Genomic DNA, 17,198 nt, shown 5'->3' on the forward strand with positions numbered 1-17,198 from the left:
CCGTGTCGCAAGTTCGGATGGCGCGTGGTTCAGGCTCGGCGTACAAAAGTGCGCATGGTTTGCCCGGGCCCGGTGCTGAATACAGCCGGGCGCGGCATGCCTTCGTCCGCGGCGATAAACACAAAGTCATTCTTTTCCAGACGATAGCTGGCGGGCAAGGGCTTGCCGGCGTCATCGCCCATGGAGTCAACCCAGGTAATGCTTTTAGGCTGAGTGCTGCTGTCCAGAGAAAAGCTGCCGGCGAGCAATATTTCGCCACTGACGGTTCTCACTTCGAATTGATCCCCGCTAATCGTGGTAATCGCCCCTGGTGCGCTGTGTGCATCAACTGGGTTGACCACGCCATTGTCTTCCAGGGATGTCTGCTCCCAAGCGCCCTGAAGCATTTGATAGTCCGGGTCTGACAGAGCTTGCATGCAAATTCCTTATTGCTGAAGGTTGAGGTGCCGTGTGAGCACAACATTACGGGGAGTGAATCGGCCAATGTGTAACTGTAACGCTACTGACAGGCGGCGCAAACAGCCTTTTTTTGTGGGCTGACAGCGATTTAGTCATCTATTGACTACGCTGGTGACATTCTTAGTCATACATAAGGGACGGCCTTGCCTGTTCATCGACATGAAACAGAAACAATCTCTAATAGCATCGGATTTTTCGCCATACCCAGTGGTCTGACTGCCATAGGTCATTCGTATTCAGGGCGTTGTCTCTGAGTTTCCATGCCTCTCGGGCTTCAAGTCCGAATTTCAGGGGCGGTGGCTTTCTATTGTCAACTTTAGAGTGTTCTTATTTTGAACCAAACTTCTCCGCTCAATTCGCCGGCAACGCCAGATGAAATTGACCTGTTTGAATTGTTCCATGCCCTGTGGCGGCAAAAAAAGTTGATAGTGGGTTGTACGATTCTTACAGGCCTACTGGGAGCGGGTTACGCGTTTATGGCGCCCAAGCAGTATGAGGTCAGCAGCGTGCTGCGGCCGGCGGCGATCAATGAGCTGGATGCGCTGAACCGCTCCGAGGTTTACAAACTGCCTGCCGCTGATGCGCTGGCGAAAGTAGGCGCGCAGCTGGATTCCTATGAGGCTCGCCTGGCGTTCTTTAAAAGTCATGAACAACTGTTCAATGCCTACCAGAAGCCGGGTCGCAGCCTCGAGCAGAGTTTTGAAGATTTCAATCGAAGCTCAATCAACGTGATCCTGTCGGACCCCAAGAAAGCCGATTCCCTGAGCAATTCTATCCGCCTGGAGTTGCAATACCCGGCTGGCGTCGACGGCGTTGCGATCCTCAACGGTTTTGTCGATTACGCCATTGCCGCGGAGCGTGAGCAAGTCGGCGCCGACCTCAAGGTGATCGTTAATAACCGCCTGAGCGAGCTCAAGGGCAAAATCGACGCCGCCCGTGCCAATTATGAAACGGAAAAGGAATCAAAAATCGCCATGCTGCTTGAGGCCGACAGGCTCAAGCGTGCCCGATTGCAGGATGAGCTCAGTGGGCTGCGCCTGCAGATGAAAATGGAGCGCACCGACCGCCTGGCAGAACTGGCCGAGGCGATCTCGATTGCCAAAACCATGGGCATCAGGAAGCCGACGACGCCATCGTCCATGGCCGATACCACGCGAGCAGGCTCAAATCAGGTGGTGCGCACCGAGATCAGCAACCAGAAGGTCCCGTTGTATTTCCTCGGCACTGAAGCCCTGGAAGCCGAGCGAACTGCCTTGCAACAGCGTACCAGCGATGACTTCACCAATAGCCGTGTCGCTGAAATTGGCAAAGAGCTTCAACTGCTGGAATCCAACCGTGAAGTTGAGATTCTGCAAAAACGTGGGAACGAAGATATCTTCTTGCGGGATGTCGAACCGCTTCGGGCGGAAGCCGCCAGGCTACGCGGCCTCAACATCGATATGAGCCATTTGAAGCTGGTGGCCGTCGACCGCCGCGCCCAGGAGCCGCTGGCCTCCATCAAGCCGAAAAAACTGCTGATCATCGCGGTGAGTCTGGTGATGGGCGTGTTCCTGGGCTTGCTGGTGGCGCTGATCCGTCACTTTATACTCGTGCACCGCCAGGCTGAACCGTACGCCTTTGTGGGGAGTGGCCGTTTCCAACGTGGCGAGCGCACAGACGGTCAGCCGCCGCGGTAAACACGCCTGCAATGGGCCGGTAACCAGGCCGGTCCATACTTGCTTATGACGTTTAGTAGACAGCTTTTCACAATTCTTAGTTAACCTTTGGTTACAAACTGTGGCTAAATAACCACCAATGGCATTGGTCCGGACAGTAAACCCGCGACTAACTGCCAATGTGTAATCGTGATTTCAGGTGCTGCTTACTTATCCTCGGCCGTTGTGGGCATGCAGGAGCAGCCTGTTCTCTTCTGACTTGTGACGAATCCCTTGAAACTCATCATTGTTGTTCTCTACGTTGCCTCCATTGCGTATGTTCACCTGCGTGGCAGGGTGCGACACAAGCTGGGCCGCCAGCTTAGCGACCACTCGACGTTCCTCGCGCCGGTCAACTGCTTCCTCTACATGTTTTCCAAGCAGCCAAGCCGTCCCTTTCTGTCGCCCAGCGATTTTCCGGACCTGAGCCCGCTACAGGAGCATTGGGAGGAAATCCGCCAGGAAGGCCAGAACCTGATGCGGGCAGGCGAGATCAAGCGCTCTGACCAGTACAACGACGTGGGTTTCAACTCGTTCTTCAAGTCCGGCTGGAAGCGTTTTTACCTCAAGTGGTATGGCGACAGTCACCCGTCGGCGATGAAGCTGTGCCCGCGCACCACTGAACTGGTGCAAAGCATCGGCTCGATCAAGGCGGCGATGTTTGCCGAGTTGCCGCCGGGCTCCAAGCTGGTACGCCACCGCGATCCGTACGCCGGTTCCTACCGCTATCACTTGGGCCTGGATACACCCAATGACCCTGGCTGCTACATCAATGTGGATGGCGAAAGCTATTACTGGCGCGACGGCGAGCCGGTGATGTTTGATGAGACCTACATTCACTACGCGGAAAACACCACACCGCACAACCGCATCATTTTGTTCTGCGACATCGAACGCCCAATGAAGTACCGCTGGGCGGCGGCGTTCAACCGCTGGTTCAGCCGTAACGTGATGGCAGCTGCCGGTTCGCCCAATGATGATGGCGACAAGACCGGGGGCTTGAACCGCGCGTTCACGCGCCTGTACAAGATCCGTCTGCGTGGTAAAGAGCTCAAAAAGCGCAATCGTGCACGCTACTACCTGGAAAAATGGGCAATCTTCGCCGGTTTGGCGCTGATCTTTATCCTGATCTAAATTGCCCTGCGGGCGCGAATCACTGCGGTGGTTTCGCGCCCAGCTTGTCCCACATCGTCTTGCTGATCTTCTGCCGGTGCGCATAACCGGTCCACGGATCGCCCTTGAGGTTGTTCAACCGCAGGTGCAGGTTGGCGATCGTCCACTGTTGGGCTCCGCGTAACCCTTTCAATTCCTCTCGACTCACCGGTACCGATACCGGCAAGCCAGGTCGTGCCCTGACCGAATAGGCGGCGACGGTGCTCGCGCCACGCGCGTTGCGCAGGTAGTCGATAAAGATCTTGCCGATCCGGTTCTTTGGGCCCGAGGTAGCACTAAAGCGTTCGGGCAATTGCAGCGCCATGAACTGCGCGATGGCTTTGGCAAACGCCTTCACGGTCTCCCAGCCATCCCGGCGCGCGAGCGGTACAACCAGGTGCAGACCTTTACCGCCGCTGGTCTTGACGAAGGCCTGGAGCCCAAGCTCATCCAATACCGACAGTGTCAGTTGCGCTGCTTCCAGCATGGTTTTCCAAGGCAGTGCCGGGTCCGGGTCCAGGTCAAGTACAAACAGGTCGGGGGTTTCGATGTGGTCCGAGGTGGCGCCCCAGGTATGCAGCTCGACCGTGCCCATCTGCACGGCGCCGATCAGGGCGCTCGCCGTGTCGATTTCCATCAGGCGTGCATGGCCCGGGTCGAGCTTCTGGTCCAGCTGTTTGATATGCGCAATGGCGAGTCGCTCAGAGTGCTTTTGGAAGAACTGCTCGCCCTCGATGCCTTGCGGTGCACGCAGCAGCGAGACGGGCCGGTGGCGCAGGAAGGGCAGGATCCATTCACTGATGCTGTCGTAGTAGGCGGCCAATTGCTGTTTTTGTGTACCACTTTGCGGATCAATCACGCGGTCGGGGTGGGTGATGTTCACAGCGCTGCTGGCGCTTCTCGACGGCGTAGCCTTCGTGAGGGACTTGGCCTTACGTGGCTGCTCACGATTGATCTGCGTCGCCGGCTTATCGGTGCGCAACGCAACGAATGACGCCTGGCGCACCACGCCTTCGCGGGTCCATTCGGTGAAATTCACTTCGCCGACCAGTGAGGGTTCAACCCAGTGCACACCGCGTGCCTGAGTGCGGGTCAAGGGCTGTTCCAGCGGTGAGGTTTTGCGTTGCAGCGGCGTGAGCTGCGCGTAGATCGACTTCAGCGCCGCCTGATCAAACCCGGTACCTACGCGTCCGGCATAGACCAGCCCGGCGTCGTCATTGACCGCCAGCAGCAGCGCACCAAACCCACTGCGTGAGCCTTGGGGGCGCGTGTAGCCGACAATCACGAACTCCTGGCGCAAGCGGCACTTGAGTTTGATCCAGTCGGCACTGCGGCTGGAAACATAAGGGCTGCCTGCGCGCTTGCCGATTACGCCTTCCAGTGCCAGGTCGCAGGCGCTTTCGAAGATGTCGCGCTGGTTGGCGGTAAAGGCTTCGGAGAACCGCAGCAATTTGCTGCGGCTGCCGGACAGCGCGGATTTGAGCGCGGCACGGCGTTCCTCCACGGGGGCTTCGCGCAGATCTTGCCCTTGCAGAAAAGGCGCGTCGAACAGGTAATAGACGATGTCCAGGCTGCGGCCGATATCGAACGCATTTTGCAGCGCCTGGAAGTCTGGCAAGCCGTCGGCATTGAGGCTGACCACTTCGCCGTCCAGCCAGCTGTCCTTGAGCTTGAGGGCTTGCAGCGCTTTGACTTGACGCGGCAAGCGGTCGGTCCAGTCATTGCCGTTGCGGGTAAACAGGCGCACCTCACCGTCGCGTATGCGTGTCAGCATGCGGTAACCGTCGAATTTGATTTCATACCGCCAGTCGCCGGGCGGTGCGCGGTCAACCAGGGTCGCCAATTGCGGGGTGAGTTGTTCGGGCAGGGCAGTGGGCGCTTTCTCGCGTCTCTTTGGCGGCTTGGGAGTACCAACCACGGCGCCGCTGAGCACACTTTTCGGCTGGTCCTGGACGATGTCGTAGTCAGCGGTCGGCCTGGCCTGCGGGTCCTTTTCCTTGATCAGCAACCACTGTTCCTTATCGCCGCTGCCCTTGAGCCGAGTGCGGACCAGCGCCCAATCGCCGGAAAGTTTTTCACCGACCAGGGTGAACTTGAGTTTGCCGGCCGCATACGCCTTGTGCGGCTCGTCATGGGGTTGCCAGACACCGCGATCCCACACAATCACATCCCCGGCACCATATTGGCCGGGCGCAATACTGCCTTCAAAGGTGCCGTAGCTCAGAGGGTGGTCTTCAACGTGAACCGCCAGGCGTTTCTGGCTGGGGTCGAGGCTCGGCCCCTTCGGCACCGCCCAACTTTTAAGTACGCCATCGAGCTCCAGGCGAAAGTCGTAGTGCAGGTTGCGGGCGTCATGTTTTTGAATCACGAATGACAGGGCCGAAGCCTTGCGTTTACCAGCAGGCGCGTCGCCTGCGGGCTCTGCGGTGATCTCAAAATCGCGCTTGCGGTTGTATTCACTCAGGGGCTTCGCCATGACGTTCTCCGGCGGGTGTCAGGCTCTTGAGGCCTTTTTGGAGGACGTTTTCGCGGCAGGCTTTTTCGGCGCGGCCTTTTTCGTCGCGGGCTTGGCGGCGGTGGCTTTGCCGGCAAGACTGCGTTTGAGCAGCTCTGTCAGGTCGATGACATCGGCCGATTTACGTTCCTCGCTGCCTTCCTGGCTTTCCACATCTTCGATTTTGCCGGCCTTGGCCTTTTTCGCGACCAGCGCCATGATCTTTTCCTGGAAGCTGTCGCGGTATTCGTCGGGCTGCCAGTCGGCACTCATGTCTTCCACCAGGCGCTTGGCCATGTCCAACTCGCCCTTGGTCAAACTCGGTTTGGTCACGTCGCTGCCCAGTTCCAGTTCGTCCAGGCTGCGTACCTCGGCGGGCCAACGCAGCATCACCAGTACCAGCGCCGAGTCCAGTGGCATCAGCGCCGCCAGGTGCTGCTTGGTGTGCAGGACCACATTGGCCAGTGCCACCCTGGCGGTTTTCTTCAGCGTTTCGCGCAGCAGGGCGTAGACCTTGCCGCCGCGTTTGTCCGGGGCCAGGAAGTAGGGCGTGTCGATGTTTTGCAGAGGGATCTGGTCGGCGGCGACAAAGGCGATGATTTGTATGGTTTGGGTCGATTTAGGGTGCGCCGAGCGGATTTCTTCTTCGCTGAGCACCACATAGCGGCCTTTCTCGTAGGCCACGCCCTTGACGATATTGTCCTTGCTGATTTCCTTGCCGGTGGCCTTGTTGATGCGCTTGTAGCCCACCGGGTCCATGCTGCGTTTGTCCAGCCAGTCAAAATCGACGCCCTCGGAGGACGTCGCCGAGACCAGCGAGACCGGGATATGGACCAAGCCGAAACTGATGGCGCCTTTCCAGATTGCCCTTGGCATGGCTGCGTTCCTTGAGAAGAGTCAGTGTTCTGGTGACTCGCAGGCGTTGGCAAAAGTTTCGACGGGCAGATGCGCGGACAGATTGTGTTACATCTGATGAGAAACTATTTAATGTCGAAAGCCGAACCCAAGGCGTAGCGTGTTATCGAAAGCAGGTACCACTCGCCCCAAAGAGGCTTTGTCATGAACAGCTGTGTGCGTCATCTCGCAGTGCTCGCGTTGGGCCTGGCGCTCGCGCCATTTGCCCAGGCGCAAAACCTGCCCGTCAGCAACGATTCCAACAACAGCCCCATTCATCGGGCCAACCCCAACAGCATGCAGGGCACCCAGCCCAATACGCCGGCCGTTCGCGGTGTCCAGACCGGGCCGACCAGCCCCGCGCCGACCGTGGAAAACGGTGGTATCGGCAATCGCTACCCGAAACGGGATGCCGCCCCGAGCCGTCCCGCCACTGACACCAAAGCGCCCACTTACGATGCCAACGGCAATCGCCGGTAAGGACTCTGTCTTATGTTTCTACGCAAAACCCTTCTAGCCGCGCTTTGCGCAACCACGCTGCTGCCCATGACGACCGTTTGGGCGGCTGATGCCCAGCAGTTCCCGAGCGAGCAAGGCAGCATCACGGCGACCCCGATCGCCAAAGGCCTGGACCACCCGTGGGCGGTGGCGTTTCTGCCAGACAAACAAGGCTTCCTGGTGACCGAGCGCCCGGGGCATCTGCGGTTTGTCAGCCCGGACGGCCAGCTTTCAGCGCCACTGACTGGTGTGCCGCAGGTGTGGGCCAAAGGGCAGGGCGGTTTGCTCGATGTGGTGCTCTCGCCGGACTTCAAGCAGGACCGTATGGTCTACCTGTCGTACGCCGAAGGCGGCGGCGAGGGTGGCAAAGCCGGCACCACCGTCGGGCGTGGGCGTCTGGCCGACGACTTGAGCGGTTTGAAAGACTTCAAGGTGATTCTGCGCCAGGAGCCCAAGCTCTCGACCGGAAACCACTTCGGCTCACGTCTGGCTTTCGACCGCGATGGCTACCTGTTCGTCACGCTCGGTGAAAACAACGACCGGCCGACGGCCCAGGACCTGGACAAGTTGCAAGGCAAGGTGGTGCGGATCTTCCCGGATGGCCGCGTGCCGGATGACAACCCTTTCGTCGGTCAGGAGGGCGTACGCCCCGAAATCTGGTCCTATGGCCAGCGCAACCCGCAAGGGCTGGCGATGAACCCGTGGAGCGGCACGATCTGGGAAAATGAACATGGGCCGCGCGGAGGGGATGAAATCAACATCATTGAGCGTGGCAAGAATTACGGTTGGCCATTGGCAACCCATGGCATCAACTATTCCCTCACGCCAATTCCCGAGGCCAAGGGCAAGACCGTGGAGGGTACAGTGGCGCCCCATCACGTCTGGGAAAAATCGCCGGGCATCAGTGGCATGGCGTTTTATGACGCCGATCGTTTCAAGGCGTGGCAGCACAACCTGTTTATTGGCGCGTTATCCAGCCAGGAGCTGATCCGCCTGCAGTTCGATGGCGACAAGGTGATCCATGAGGAGCGCCTGTTGGGCGCTTTGCACGCGCGGATTCGCGATGTGCGCCAGGGCCCGGACGGCTACCTGTATGTGCTGACCGATGAGGACAATGGCGTGCTGTATCGGGTAGGCCTGAATCAGGACTGAACAACCTCGGCAGGCGGGAGCAGGCAAGCCAGCTCCCACCTGTTGACAGCGTGGGTCTATAAACCCAGCTCAGACAAGCCTGGGTGATCATCCGGGCGCCGGCCCAGCGGCCAGTGAAACTTGCGCTCGCTTTCCTTGATCGGCAGGTCGTTGATGCAGGCAAAACGATTCGCCATCAAGCCGTTCTCGTCGAATTCCCAGTTCTCATTGCCATAGGACCGGAACCAGTTGCCGGAGTCGTCGTGCCACTCATAGGCATAACGCACGGCGATGCGGTTGCCGGTAAACGCCCACAACTCCTTGATCAGCCGATAGTCCAGCTCTTTGGCCCATTTACGGGTGAGGAAACCTTTGGCCTCTTCGCGGTTGTGCGCAAACTCGGCGCGGTTTCGCCACTGCGTGTCCGGCGTATAAGCCAGCGACACCCGCTGTGGGTCCCGGGAATTCCAACCGTCTTCGGCCAGGCGGACTTTCTCGATGGCGGACTCACGGGTAAATGGAGGCAGTGGCGGACGTACTTCGGCGTTGGATGACATGGGGCAGCTCCTGAACACAAAAAGGGTTATCGAAAGTTGCAACGCATGTGCGTTCAAAGCCCCAATAACGTTCGCGCCATGCATTGCGCGTTATCAGCAGCCGTTGAATCGCCCATCACCAAGGCAACGGTAATGGCGCCGTCGATCAGGATCAGCAGTTGCGCGGCCTGCTGTTCGGGGGCTGCGGTGCCATGGGCTTGACACAGTTCACGTGCGTACTCGAATAGTTTCTGTTTATGCGCCTTGGCCAGCAGGCGCACCGGGTCTTGCGGGTTGCCGGTTTCGCCACTGGTATTGATAAAGGCGCAACCACGAAAGTCCGCCGAGCCGAACCAGGCCTTGAGGGCGCTGAACAGCGCCAGCAGGCGTTCGCCACTGCCTTCGCTGCGTTGCACTTCATCGCGCAGCCACTGCATCCAGCGCGCGTCACGGCGCTGCAGCGCGGCGATCACCAACTCATCTTTGTTGGCGAAGTAACGGTAAATACTGTTGCGCGAGACACCGGCCGTTTTCACCAGCAACTCCATGCCCGTGGCGGCGATGCCGTGGCGATAGATCAGCTTTTCGGTAACGTCGAGGATAATGTCGCGGGTTTCACTCAGGGTCATATCGTTCATGCTGGCTACAGTAGAACGATCGTTCTTCTTGGTCAATTACATTTTTCCCCTGTGTGACAGCGAGACCTGAGCACCCCCATGGTGTAAGCTCGGGGCCTCTTCGGATTCGACCATTGCGAGCCTTATGCCGTCGTTCTTCAAACGCTCCCTGTTGCCCAAGCTGCGCGGTTTCCCACTGTCTCCCGATGCCATCGACGTGCTGTCCGGCGCCGACGCATTTCGCCGTTGCCTGTTGGAAAAAATCTCCCAGGCCACGCAGCGTATCTACATTGTTGCGCTGTACTTGCAGCAGGACGAAGCAGGGCAGGAAATCTACGACGCCTTGCACGCCGCCAAGGCTGCGCGGCCCGCGCTGGACATTGTGGTGGTGGTCGATTCATTGCGTGCCCAGCGCGGCTTGATCGGTGCCGGCAAGCAGCCGGGCAACAGCGCCTGGTACCAGGCCATGACCCAAACCCACGCCAGCGAAGTGCCGGTTTACGGCGTGCCGGTGCAAACCCGCGAACTGTTCGGCGTGTTGCACCTCAAGGGCTTTGTGATCGACGACAGTGTGCTGTACAGCGGCGCCAGCCTGAACAACGTGTACCTGCACAAGTTCGACAAGTACCGTTTTGACCGCTATCACCTGATCCACAACCCGGCGTTGGCTGACTCGATGCAACACCTGGTGGAGCACGGGCTGGTAGCGTCCAAGGCCGTGCACCGCCTGGACTTGCCGAACCCGCCGACCACCCGCAGCCTGCGCAACGATATCGGCGACCTGCGCAGCCGCTTGAAGCACGCGGCCTATGACACCACCACGGGGCTGTTGCCTAATGGCCATTTGTCGGTGAGCCCATTGCTCGGTGTCGGCAAGAACAACCCGTTGAACCGGGTGATCCTCGAGCTGATCGCCAGTGCCCAGCATCAACTGACCATTTGCACGCCGTACTTCAACCTGCCGCTGCCAGTGACCCGGGAAATTAACCGGGCCCTGGCGCGCGGGGTGAAGGTCGACATCATCGTCGGCGACAAAACCGCCAACGATTTCTACATACCGCCCAGCGAGCCATTCAAGGTGATCTCGGCACTGCCTTACCTGTATGAAATCAGCCTGCGCCGATTCGCCAAACGTCATCAGCCAATGATCGACAGCGGCCAGTTGAACCTGCACTTGTGGCGCGACGGTGACAACACCTACCACCTCAAGGGAATGTGGGTCGACCAGCGTTACACCTTGCTCACGGGCAATAACCTCAACCCGCGTGCGTTCCGCCTCGATCTGGAAAACGCCTTGCTGATTGATGACCCGCAAGGCCAGTGGCTGGCGCCGAGGCGTACGGAGCTGGCAGAGATTTTTCAGCACACCACGCGCATCGAACGTTACCAACAATTGCAGACGCTGCTGGAGTACCCGCCGGCCGTGGGCAAGTTCCTGCGGCGGGTCAGCAGGGTGCGGATCGAGCGGTTGCTTTACCGCATTTTGTAAGCGCGCATAGGTTCTCCGGAATCGCCGGCTTTCCAGTTTACTTTCGTCGATGCATTGAGATCTCTCCTACACCTTGCCTTTGGGTTCTCTCTTAGGCTTTTTGTTGGTAGTTCTTAAGGACAAGAACTCTTGCGGTTAAACGTGAAGAGAACTTGAAATGTCGACAGTTTCTGTAAGCCGTACAGCTATGCCTGCTTATGTTTCGGCAGCTAGCAATGGTGAGGCGAAACCGCTTAATCCCTCCAGCGCGCCGAGGGCTCAGGACCGGCCGGATGCGAGTGAACAGTCATCGGTTGCCGGCGCGCTACAGCAGTGGGGCGGCCAACTGAAACAAGTGGGGCTCGAACAACACTCGATACGCTCAAAGCGCGAGGCTCCCTCGGCAGACCCCGTGCGCAAACCCATGGTTTACCCAGCGTCCGAGCCCGCAAAACAAGCCGATGCCAATCTGCAGAAAACCCTCACCCACTTGCTGCTTACCGGCAAGCTCAGAGCCAACCCCTTTCCTCCAAACGCCTCGATCAGCCCTTTCATTGAGGCCTTCATCGACGCAGTGCGCGAGCCGCCGGTGCAGGCGTGGCTTAACGCCAAAGGCCTGGATGTATCGACGGTGCGTGTTTTCAGCGACGGGGTAGCAGGCTCGGTGGTGGTTGAGGGCGAAACGGTAACGCGAAGGTTCACCACTACCGACGGGTCAGGTTGGTGGCAGGTCGGCGCAAAAGTCAGCGAGGCTGTGAAAAAGCTGCGCCCGGATGATTTAGGGGTATTGCTGCCGGGAAATGATGCGGTCCCGTTCCGGGATTTAAACGCGATCCTGCATTTTTACGGTGTAAACATGCCCAGCGCCCCAACAGATGGAAAGCAGCTTGGCGAGCGGCTTAAAAAAGCCGGTTGGCCGGCTATATCCAACGAAACACGTAACGAATGGCGCCAACGGTTCGAGCAGCTTTCGCAGAAATGCACTGACGTCGATGTTCGCTCGCAACTGGCATCACAACTGCAGGCACAGGTCACAGATAAAAACGAAGGAGACACGCTCAACCTGAGCGACCTGCCCGCAGTCATTTACCCTGAATCGACGTTGGCGCAAAAAAGCCAGCTACCCCGTGAACGCTTCGTTGAATGGCTGGCGATGCCAGCGTTCAAGACCTTCATAGAGAAGACGGGCCTTGGCGGCGCGGATACCGTTTACAGGCTATCCAACGGCAACCTCGAATTGCGTGACGCCGCTAATCAATGGATCTCTCTACACGTCTTTCTGGACGATGAGATCAGCAAAGTTTCAGTGGGCGGTAGTCCGGCCGAAAAAGCCGCTATCCACAGCCTCAATAACGACTTCAATCAACTCGTAGAGAGGAGCAAGGCAACCGGAAACGTCGTGTATTCGCGCCCCCTGTACGACCTACGGCAACTGCTGAGTTTTTCCGGGTTGGGGAGCCCCGAAACGGTTGCGCAAGTGAACTCGGCCATTGCCTGGCTGACCATTCGGTTGCCACCCCCGCCAACGGCAGGGGACTTTGGCGGATTGTCACCCTATACCTGGGCTCCAGGTGCGCTGTCGTCGAATGATTTGATCGTGTTGAAGGCGGCATCTATCGGGCCTGGCTCGGTGACTCAACTGTTGGGCAGCCATATGGCCAGAACAGATTTGCCGAATGATCGGGACCTGCAACTGCAAGGGTTTTTCGACTCGGCCCACGCTGTCGCCGAGGCCCAGGCACTGGCCCAGCGGCTGAATATGGCGGAGGTCAAAGGTGGCCAGCCGCTCTCACGGGCAACCCGTCATCAACTCCTGGCGGCCGCCATCAAGGCCGGCGCCGGTGCCGAGCTGCCCGGCAAGCCTGGGGTGGTTGCCGGCTACGACATTTATCAGCCCAACAACCTTGGCCGCACGTTGGACGAGGTACGCGGCGATATTGAAACCCAATTGGAAAGTAACGTTGCCGACGCCAAGATGGCACCTCTGATCGCCCATCTGTTGTTGGCACAGGCGGCCCCCGAGTTTCTGGTTAAACCCGACCCCGGCGTGTCGGCACAGGCGCCTGAGTCGCTCAAGTTGTCACCCGGGCAAGTCAGCATGGGTTCGACCGCTTGGATGAACCTGCGCCTTGGTTGTGCCATGGCGGATAAACTGGGTGGGGCGGGTAGTTCACGATCGTTGAATATCACCCAGGCTCAGGCCCTTACCCGGCTCAATCCCATGGGGCTGGAACACGAGACGTTGATAAAATGCCTCGGGGCACCGATGCTGCTGGATTGGGCCGTGATGAGTGGTGTATTTCCCAAGAGGTCCGATGGGTTTTACTCTGCTGGGGATTACAGCGCCGCCGCGCAGGCGTTCGCCGACCGAGAAAACAGTACTCACACAGCTTTCCAGAGCCTGACCAGTGAGCCGCCCAGCCAGACGAGCCTGTTGATCGATCAATTGGCGCTGCTGTTTCCTGAAATGACCCAAGAAGAAATCGCCAACTTCAAACTCGAACTTGATACCGACACGCCGTACAACCCTAGAAATGAAGGGCACCTGGAGCCACGCCAGCTGCGCTTGACCGATGTGATTCTCACACAACAAGCGAGTCTGGACCCTCTGACGCTCCTGGGCGAAGTGTTGAACAAGGTATTTGCCCAAGACAAAACATACAGATTCATTCACCCTAAGGTTTCTCAGGAAACCTTTAACGATAGGGTCAGCAAGCTTGCGTCAATTGCGTCGCTGGTGACGCCTGCTGTGGATCAATACCTGGCCGACAGTCGTCGTGCAGAAGAAACCGTGATCAAGCTGATGATCGCCAACGCACCGCTGGATGTGCGCCAGGGGTTGGAGTCCGGTGATGTGGAGATCTTCACATTGCGGGAAGAGACCGGGGAGCCCCTGGAACGGGATCAGGGGAAGGACTCGAAGGTTGCCGACAAGAGGGCCAAGCGCGGCGTTCTGCTGCGTTACAAGAACAAAGGAGAAGAAGGGGGATACACCTATCTCGAAATGTTCCCAGGCTCAATGAAGGTGTCCAAACGCCACCTGCTGTTCTCTGAGCTCAAGTTGGACGGTGTGGTTGAAAAAGATTCGGTTCCCTATGGCCCTTTCGCACACATATCTGTGGACTTTCGTAAGGCGGCACCGGTTGACTTTGACTTCCAGGCCTACCAGACGGGGAGCGAGCTGCGCCCTGGGGTGCGAACCAAGGCCATTATCGAAAAGTTCGGGCAAACGTTGCCGGGTCAGGCTGCGCCGAGGCGGTCCAACGTCACACCTGTTTATGTGCCCAACAGTTGGGCTTCGAGAAAAACCAACGATATAGCCAAGGCTATCGTCGCCGCCACGTTCGATGGCAAACGCCAGGCGTTGCTCGATTACGCCAACGAGCCGACAAAGCTGCGGAAAAGACGCACCTATCCGTTTGATTCCGGGAAAGTCTTTACCCATGAAAACCTGAGAACGGTGTTAAGCCTTATCCCGTTTGTGGGGGCTGTTGCCGATATCGGCGACGGCAACATTGGCGCAGGGTTCAAAGGGTTGTTGATCGACTTCGCTTCATTCGCATTTACTGGAGGGTTGGCCGGGGCAAGAAACTTTTTCAAGGGGCTCAAGGCGATTGTTCCGTTCAGCGGCACTGCATTCACCCTGCGGGCGGTGAAAGGCGTTGCGCCATTCTTTCGCAGTCTGTTCAATCCGCTCGACGGAGTTTCTGATGTCTTGAGGATCGGCCCCAAAGCAATCGGTGCAACCCGACAAGTATTGGCAGGTAAGTTGGTGCCTGTCGGGAAAGGTTTCTATCTGACGACCACGGCCTTTGAAAAGTGCCGATGGGGGCTTGGGGTCTATGACACGTTGTACCCTCAGCCCGTGGGGCAGGAGGCCAGTACGTACCCGTCAAGCCAGTTGGGAGTGAGTCAAAATTGCGCATTGCGCGCGGTGCAAATAGACACACTGTGGTACGCGATTGACCCCGTCACGCAGCAGCCCACTGGCGCTCCATTGCAAGACTTCACGCCGGACTCACCGGTGAGTTAAGCGCTCACAGGCCCCGTGCCATGCACTCTACGACTCGTCCAGGTGCATGGCGCGGGAGTTTGTTATCAGTTCAGACCCAGCTTGCCACGCAAGGTGGAAAGGTCTTCAGCCAAGGTATTGACCGGACCCACCAGGGCCTTGCGGTCGGTTTCCTTGACCTTGTCGTAGGTCTCGTAGCCACCATCCTTGGTTTTGTACTTGGCCAGGATTTTGTCCACGGTGGCGAAGTTCTTGTCGACCTTGGCCAGGAAGGCCTTGTCTTGCTTCTCGAGCTGGCCACGGAACAGGTCGACGATTTTCTTCGCGCCGTCGATGTTGCCCTGGAAGTCATACAGGTCGGTGTGGCTGTAGCGGTCTTCTTCACCGGAGATCTTGGTGGCGGCGACTTCTTCCAGCAATGCTGCGGCACCGCCGACGACTTTTTCGGGCGGGAAGGTCAGGCCATCGACTCGTGTTTTCAGGTCGTTGACGTCGGTGTTGAGCTTGGCGGTCAGCGTTTCCAGGCCTTTGGTGGTGTTCTGGGAGAACAGCACGTACTCGATGCGGTGGAAGCCGGTGAAGTCTTCGGCGGTCACGCCTTTTTCGTGGTCATCAACGCGTGAGTCGATCGAGGCATCGAGGTCGCTGAACAGCTCGGCTATCGGCTCGATGGACTCATAGTGCACGCGGGTTGGCGCGTAGAGCTTCTTGGCGGTGGCCAGGTCGCCTTGGTTGATAGCATCGGTGAACGCTTTGGTCTGGGTGACCAGCTCACCGATTTCTTCGGTGACGTAGATCTTGTAGTCCGATACCGGGCCTACCAGGTCCAGCGGCGCAGTCGCGGCGAAAGCTGCCAGCGGCGAAAGGGTCATTAACAACGACAACGCGATAATCGACTTCTTCATGTGACGTATCCGCTCTGAGTTTGTTTTAAGTGTTGGCAGTGGTTTGAGGGTGCGTTGCAGCAAGTAGCGTGCGCCCAATGAAATCCTTGGGGCCCGCCACCCCTGGCAAGGTGAAGAAGTACCCGCCGCCGACCGGCTTGAGGTATTCCTCCAGGGGCTCGCCGTTGAGGCGGGTTTGCACGCTGATAAAGCCTTTCTCCAGGTCAGCCTGGTAGCAGATGAACAACAGCCCCATGTCCAGCTGACCGTTTTTGTTGACGCCGTTGGAGTAGTTGAACGGCCGACGCAGGATCAGGTTGGCCTGAGTCTGCGGGGTGCGTGGGTTGGCCAGGCGGATGTGGGCATCGAGCTTGGTCAACTTGCCTTCCGGGTCCTTGCTGTAGTCGGGGACCTGGGTTTCTTTGTCGCCATCCATCGGCGCGCCCGTGGGTTTGACGCGGCCGATGATGCTTTCCTGTTCTTGCAGCGGAGTACGGTCCCAGCGCTCGACAAAGTTGCGGATGATCCGCACGGCCTGATAGCTGCCATTGGCGGCCCAGGCGGGTTCGTCGCTGCCGGGCTGCACCCAGACAATCTGGTCCATGGCCTTGTCGTCGTTGGAGTTCGGGTTGGCCGAACCGTCACGAAAGCCCAGGAAGTTACGCGCGCTCTGCGCAGGCTCACCCGGTTTGGCGGGGGCCTGGGGCGGTACGCTGCCTTCCTGCTTCCAGCGCACCAGCAGCAGGTCCGGCAGGTTCTTCACGATGTCGCGCAGGGCGTGGATATTGGTGTCCGGCGTGTTGGAGGAAAATTGCAGGCTCAGGTCGCCGTGGCACTGCGCCGGTTCCAGCGCGTCATTGGGGAAGCCGACCATGCGGATCAGGCGCTTGGGTTTGACGGCGGTGAGGCCGAAGCGCTCATCGAAGAGCGACTCGCCGACGGAGACGGTGATCGTCAGGTTATCCGGTGTCACGACCGGGCCGAGGATGCCGGAGTCGGTGGGTGGCAGTTTCGGGTCGACTTGCGGCACGGTGCCGCCCGTCATCAGGAAGCTGATGCGCTCGTTCAACGTGCGGAACAGGCGCTCCAAATCTTCGCGGTCGCTGGCCAGCACATCAAACGCTACGAGCATGCCGCAGGCCGGGCGCGGAGTGACGATGCCGCTCTGGTGCTTACCGAAAAAGTCCTGATGGTCCTGGGTCTTGTCACTGCGCGGTGCGGTAGTGACCTGTTCGGCGGCGGCGGCCGCCATGGCCGGGCAGGTCAGGGTGCTGCCGGCAATCGCTGCGCCGGTGGCGGCCATGCCGAGCAGGACCCGGCGGCGTTGCGCGGAAAATTGTTCTGAATCACTCATGTGTT

Annotated in this window: 13 protein-coding genes; 6 read left to right on the plus strand and 7 right to left on the minus strand. The window is 58.7% G+C overall.

Annotated features, from left to right (window positions below; translation table 11 throughout):
* Positions 1 to 29: 29 nt before the first annotated feature.
* Positions 30 to 416 carry a TIGR03067 domain-containing protein gene (locus ACDZ94_RS25955; RefSeq protein WP_262667869.1) on the minus strand — a complete coding sequence of 129 codons (387 nt, stop codon included), beginning with the start codon at positions 414 to 416 and terminating at the stop codon, positions 30 to 32.
* Between the two features lie 375 nt (positions 417 to 791).
* On the opposite strand from ACDZ94_RS25955, the gene ACDZ94_RS25960 reads away from it, so the two are divergent.
* Positions 792 to 2,135 carry an LPS O-antigen chain length determinant protein WzzB gene (locus ACDZ94_RS25960; protein WP_432751631.1) on the plus strand — a complete coding sequence of 448 codons (1,344 nt, stop codon included), beginning with the start codon at positions 792 to 794 and terminating at the stop codon, positions 2,133 to 2,135.
* Between the two features lie 252 nt (positions 2,136 to 2,387).
* Positions 2,388 to 3,287, plus strand: coding sequence for a lipid A hydroxylase LpxO (lpxO, locus tag ACDZ94_RS25965; RefSeq protein WP_064452280.1), 900 nt, complete (start codon positions 2,388 to 2,390; stop codon positions 3,285 to 3,287).
* Between the two features lie 19 nt (positions 3,288 to 3,306).
* Here lpxO and ligD read toward each other — a convergent pair whose 3' ends face one another.
* Together ligD and ACDZ94_RS25975 are read right to left on the minus strand one after the other, a co-directional pair.
* A complete protein-coding gene (ligD, locus tag ACDZ94_RS25970) occupies positions 3,307 to 5,781 on the minus strand; it encodes a DNA ligase D (protein WP_432751632.1) in 2,475 nt (824 codons plus the stop codon).
* A gap of 18 nt (positions 5,782 to 5,799) precedes the next feature.
* Positions 5,800 to 6,675, minus strand: a complete 876-nt coding sequence (locus ACDZ94_RS25975; RefSeq protein WP_432751633.1) for a Ku protein — start codon at positions 6,673 to 6,675, stop codon at positions 5,800 to 5,802.
* 183 nt (positions 6,676 to 6,858) lie between these two features.
* On the opposite strand from ACDZ94_RS25975, the gene ACDZ94_RS25980 reads away from it, so the two are divergent.
* Positions 6,859 to 7,173 carry a hypothetical protein gene (locus ACDZ94_RS25980; protein ID WP_432751634.1) on the plus strand — a complete coding sequence of 105 codons (315 nt, stop codon included), beginning with the start codon at positions 6,859 to 6,861 and terminating at the stop codon, positions 7,171 to 7,173.
* 12 nt (positions 7,174 to 7,185) lie between these two features.
* Positions 7,186 to 8,343, plus strand: a complete 1,158-nt coding sequence (locus tag ACDZ94_RS25985) for a PQQ-dependent sugar dehydrogenase (RefSeq protein WP_432751635.1) — start codon at positions 7,186 to 7,188, stop codon at positions 8,341 to 8,343.
* Between the two features lie 56 nt (positions 8,344 to 8,399).
* On the opposite strand, the gene ACDZ94_RS25990 is transcribed toward ACDZ94_RS25985, so the two are convergent.
* Together ACDZ94_RS25990 and ACDZ94_RS25995 are read right to left on the minus strand one after the other, a co-directional pair.
* Positions 8,400 to 8,879: a DUF1348 family protein gene (locus ACDZ94_RS25990; RefSeq protein WP_432751636.1), complete on the minus strand. Its 480-nt coding sequence runs from the start codon at positions 8,877 to 8,879 to the stop codon at positions 8,400 to 8,402.
* Between the two features lie 53 nt (positions 8,880 to 8,932).
* Positions 8,933 to 9,496 carry a TetR/AcrR family transcriptional regulator gene (locus ACDZ94_RS25995; RefSeq protein ID WP_064452286.1) on the minus strand — a complete coding sequence of 188 codons (564 nt, stop codon included), beginning with the start codon at positions 9,494 to 9,496 and terminating at the stop codon, positions 8,933 to 8,935.
* A gap of 124 nt (positions 9,497 to 9,620) precedes the next feature.
* Here ACDZ94_RS25995 and pssA point away from each other — a divergent pair, with 124 nt between their 5' ends.
* Positions 9,621 to 10,964: a CDP-diacylglycerol--serine O-phosphatidyltransferase gene (gene pssA / locus ACDZ94_RS26000; protein WP_432751637.1), complete on the plus strand. Its 1,344-nt coding sequence runs from the start codon at positions 9,621 to 9,623 to the stop codon at positions 10,962 to 10,964.
* Positions 10,965 to 11,121: 157 nt separating this feature from the next.
* Complete coding sequence (locus ACDZ94_RS26005; protein ID WP_432751638.1) at positions 11,122 to 14,976, plus strand: hypothetical protein; 3,855 nt, start codon at positions 11,122 to 11,124, stop codon at positions 14,974 to 14,976.
* 65 nt (positions 14,977 to 15,041) lie between these two features.
* Here ACDZ94_RS26005 and efeO read toward each other — a convergent pair whose 3' ends face one another.
* Positions 15,042 to 15,860, minus strand: a complete 819-nt coding sequence (gene efeO / locus ACDZ94_RS26010; RefSeq protein WP_064452289.1) for an iron uptake system protein EfeO — start codon at positions 15,858 to 15,860, stop codon at positions 15,042 to 15,044.
* A gap of 25 nt (positions 15,861 to 15,885) precedes the next feature.
* On the minus strand, positions 15,886 to 17,193 hold the full coding sequence (efeB, locus tag ACDZ94_RS26015; protein ID WP_221294652.1) for an iron uptake transporter deferrochelatase/peroxidase subunit: 1,308 nt from the start codon (positions 17,191 to 17,193) through the stop codon (positions 15,886 to 15,888).
* Between the last annotated feature and the right edge of the window lie 5 nt (positions 17,194 to 17,198).

This window comes from Pseudomonas sp. UBT (assembly GCF_050915955.1).
In the GTDB taxonomy this organism is placed as follows: domain Bacteria; phylum Pseudomonadota; class Gammaproteobacteria; order Pseudomonadales; family Pseudomonadaceae; genus Aquipseudomonas; species Aquipseudomonas antarctica_A.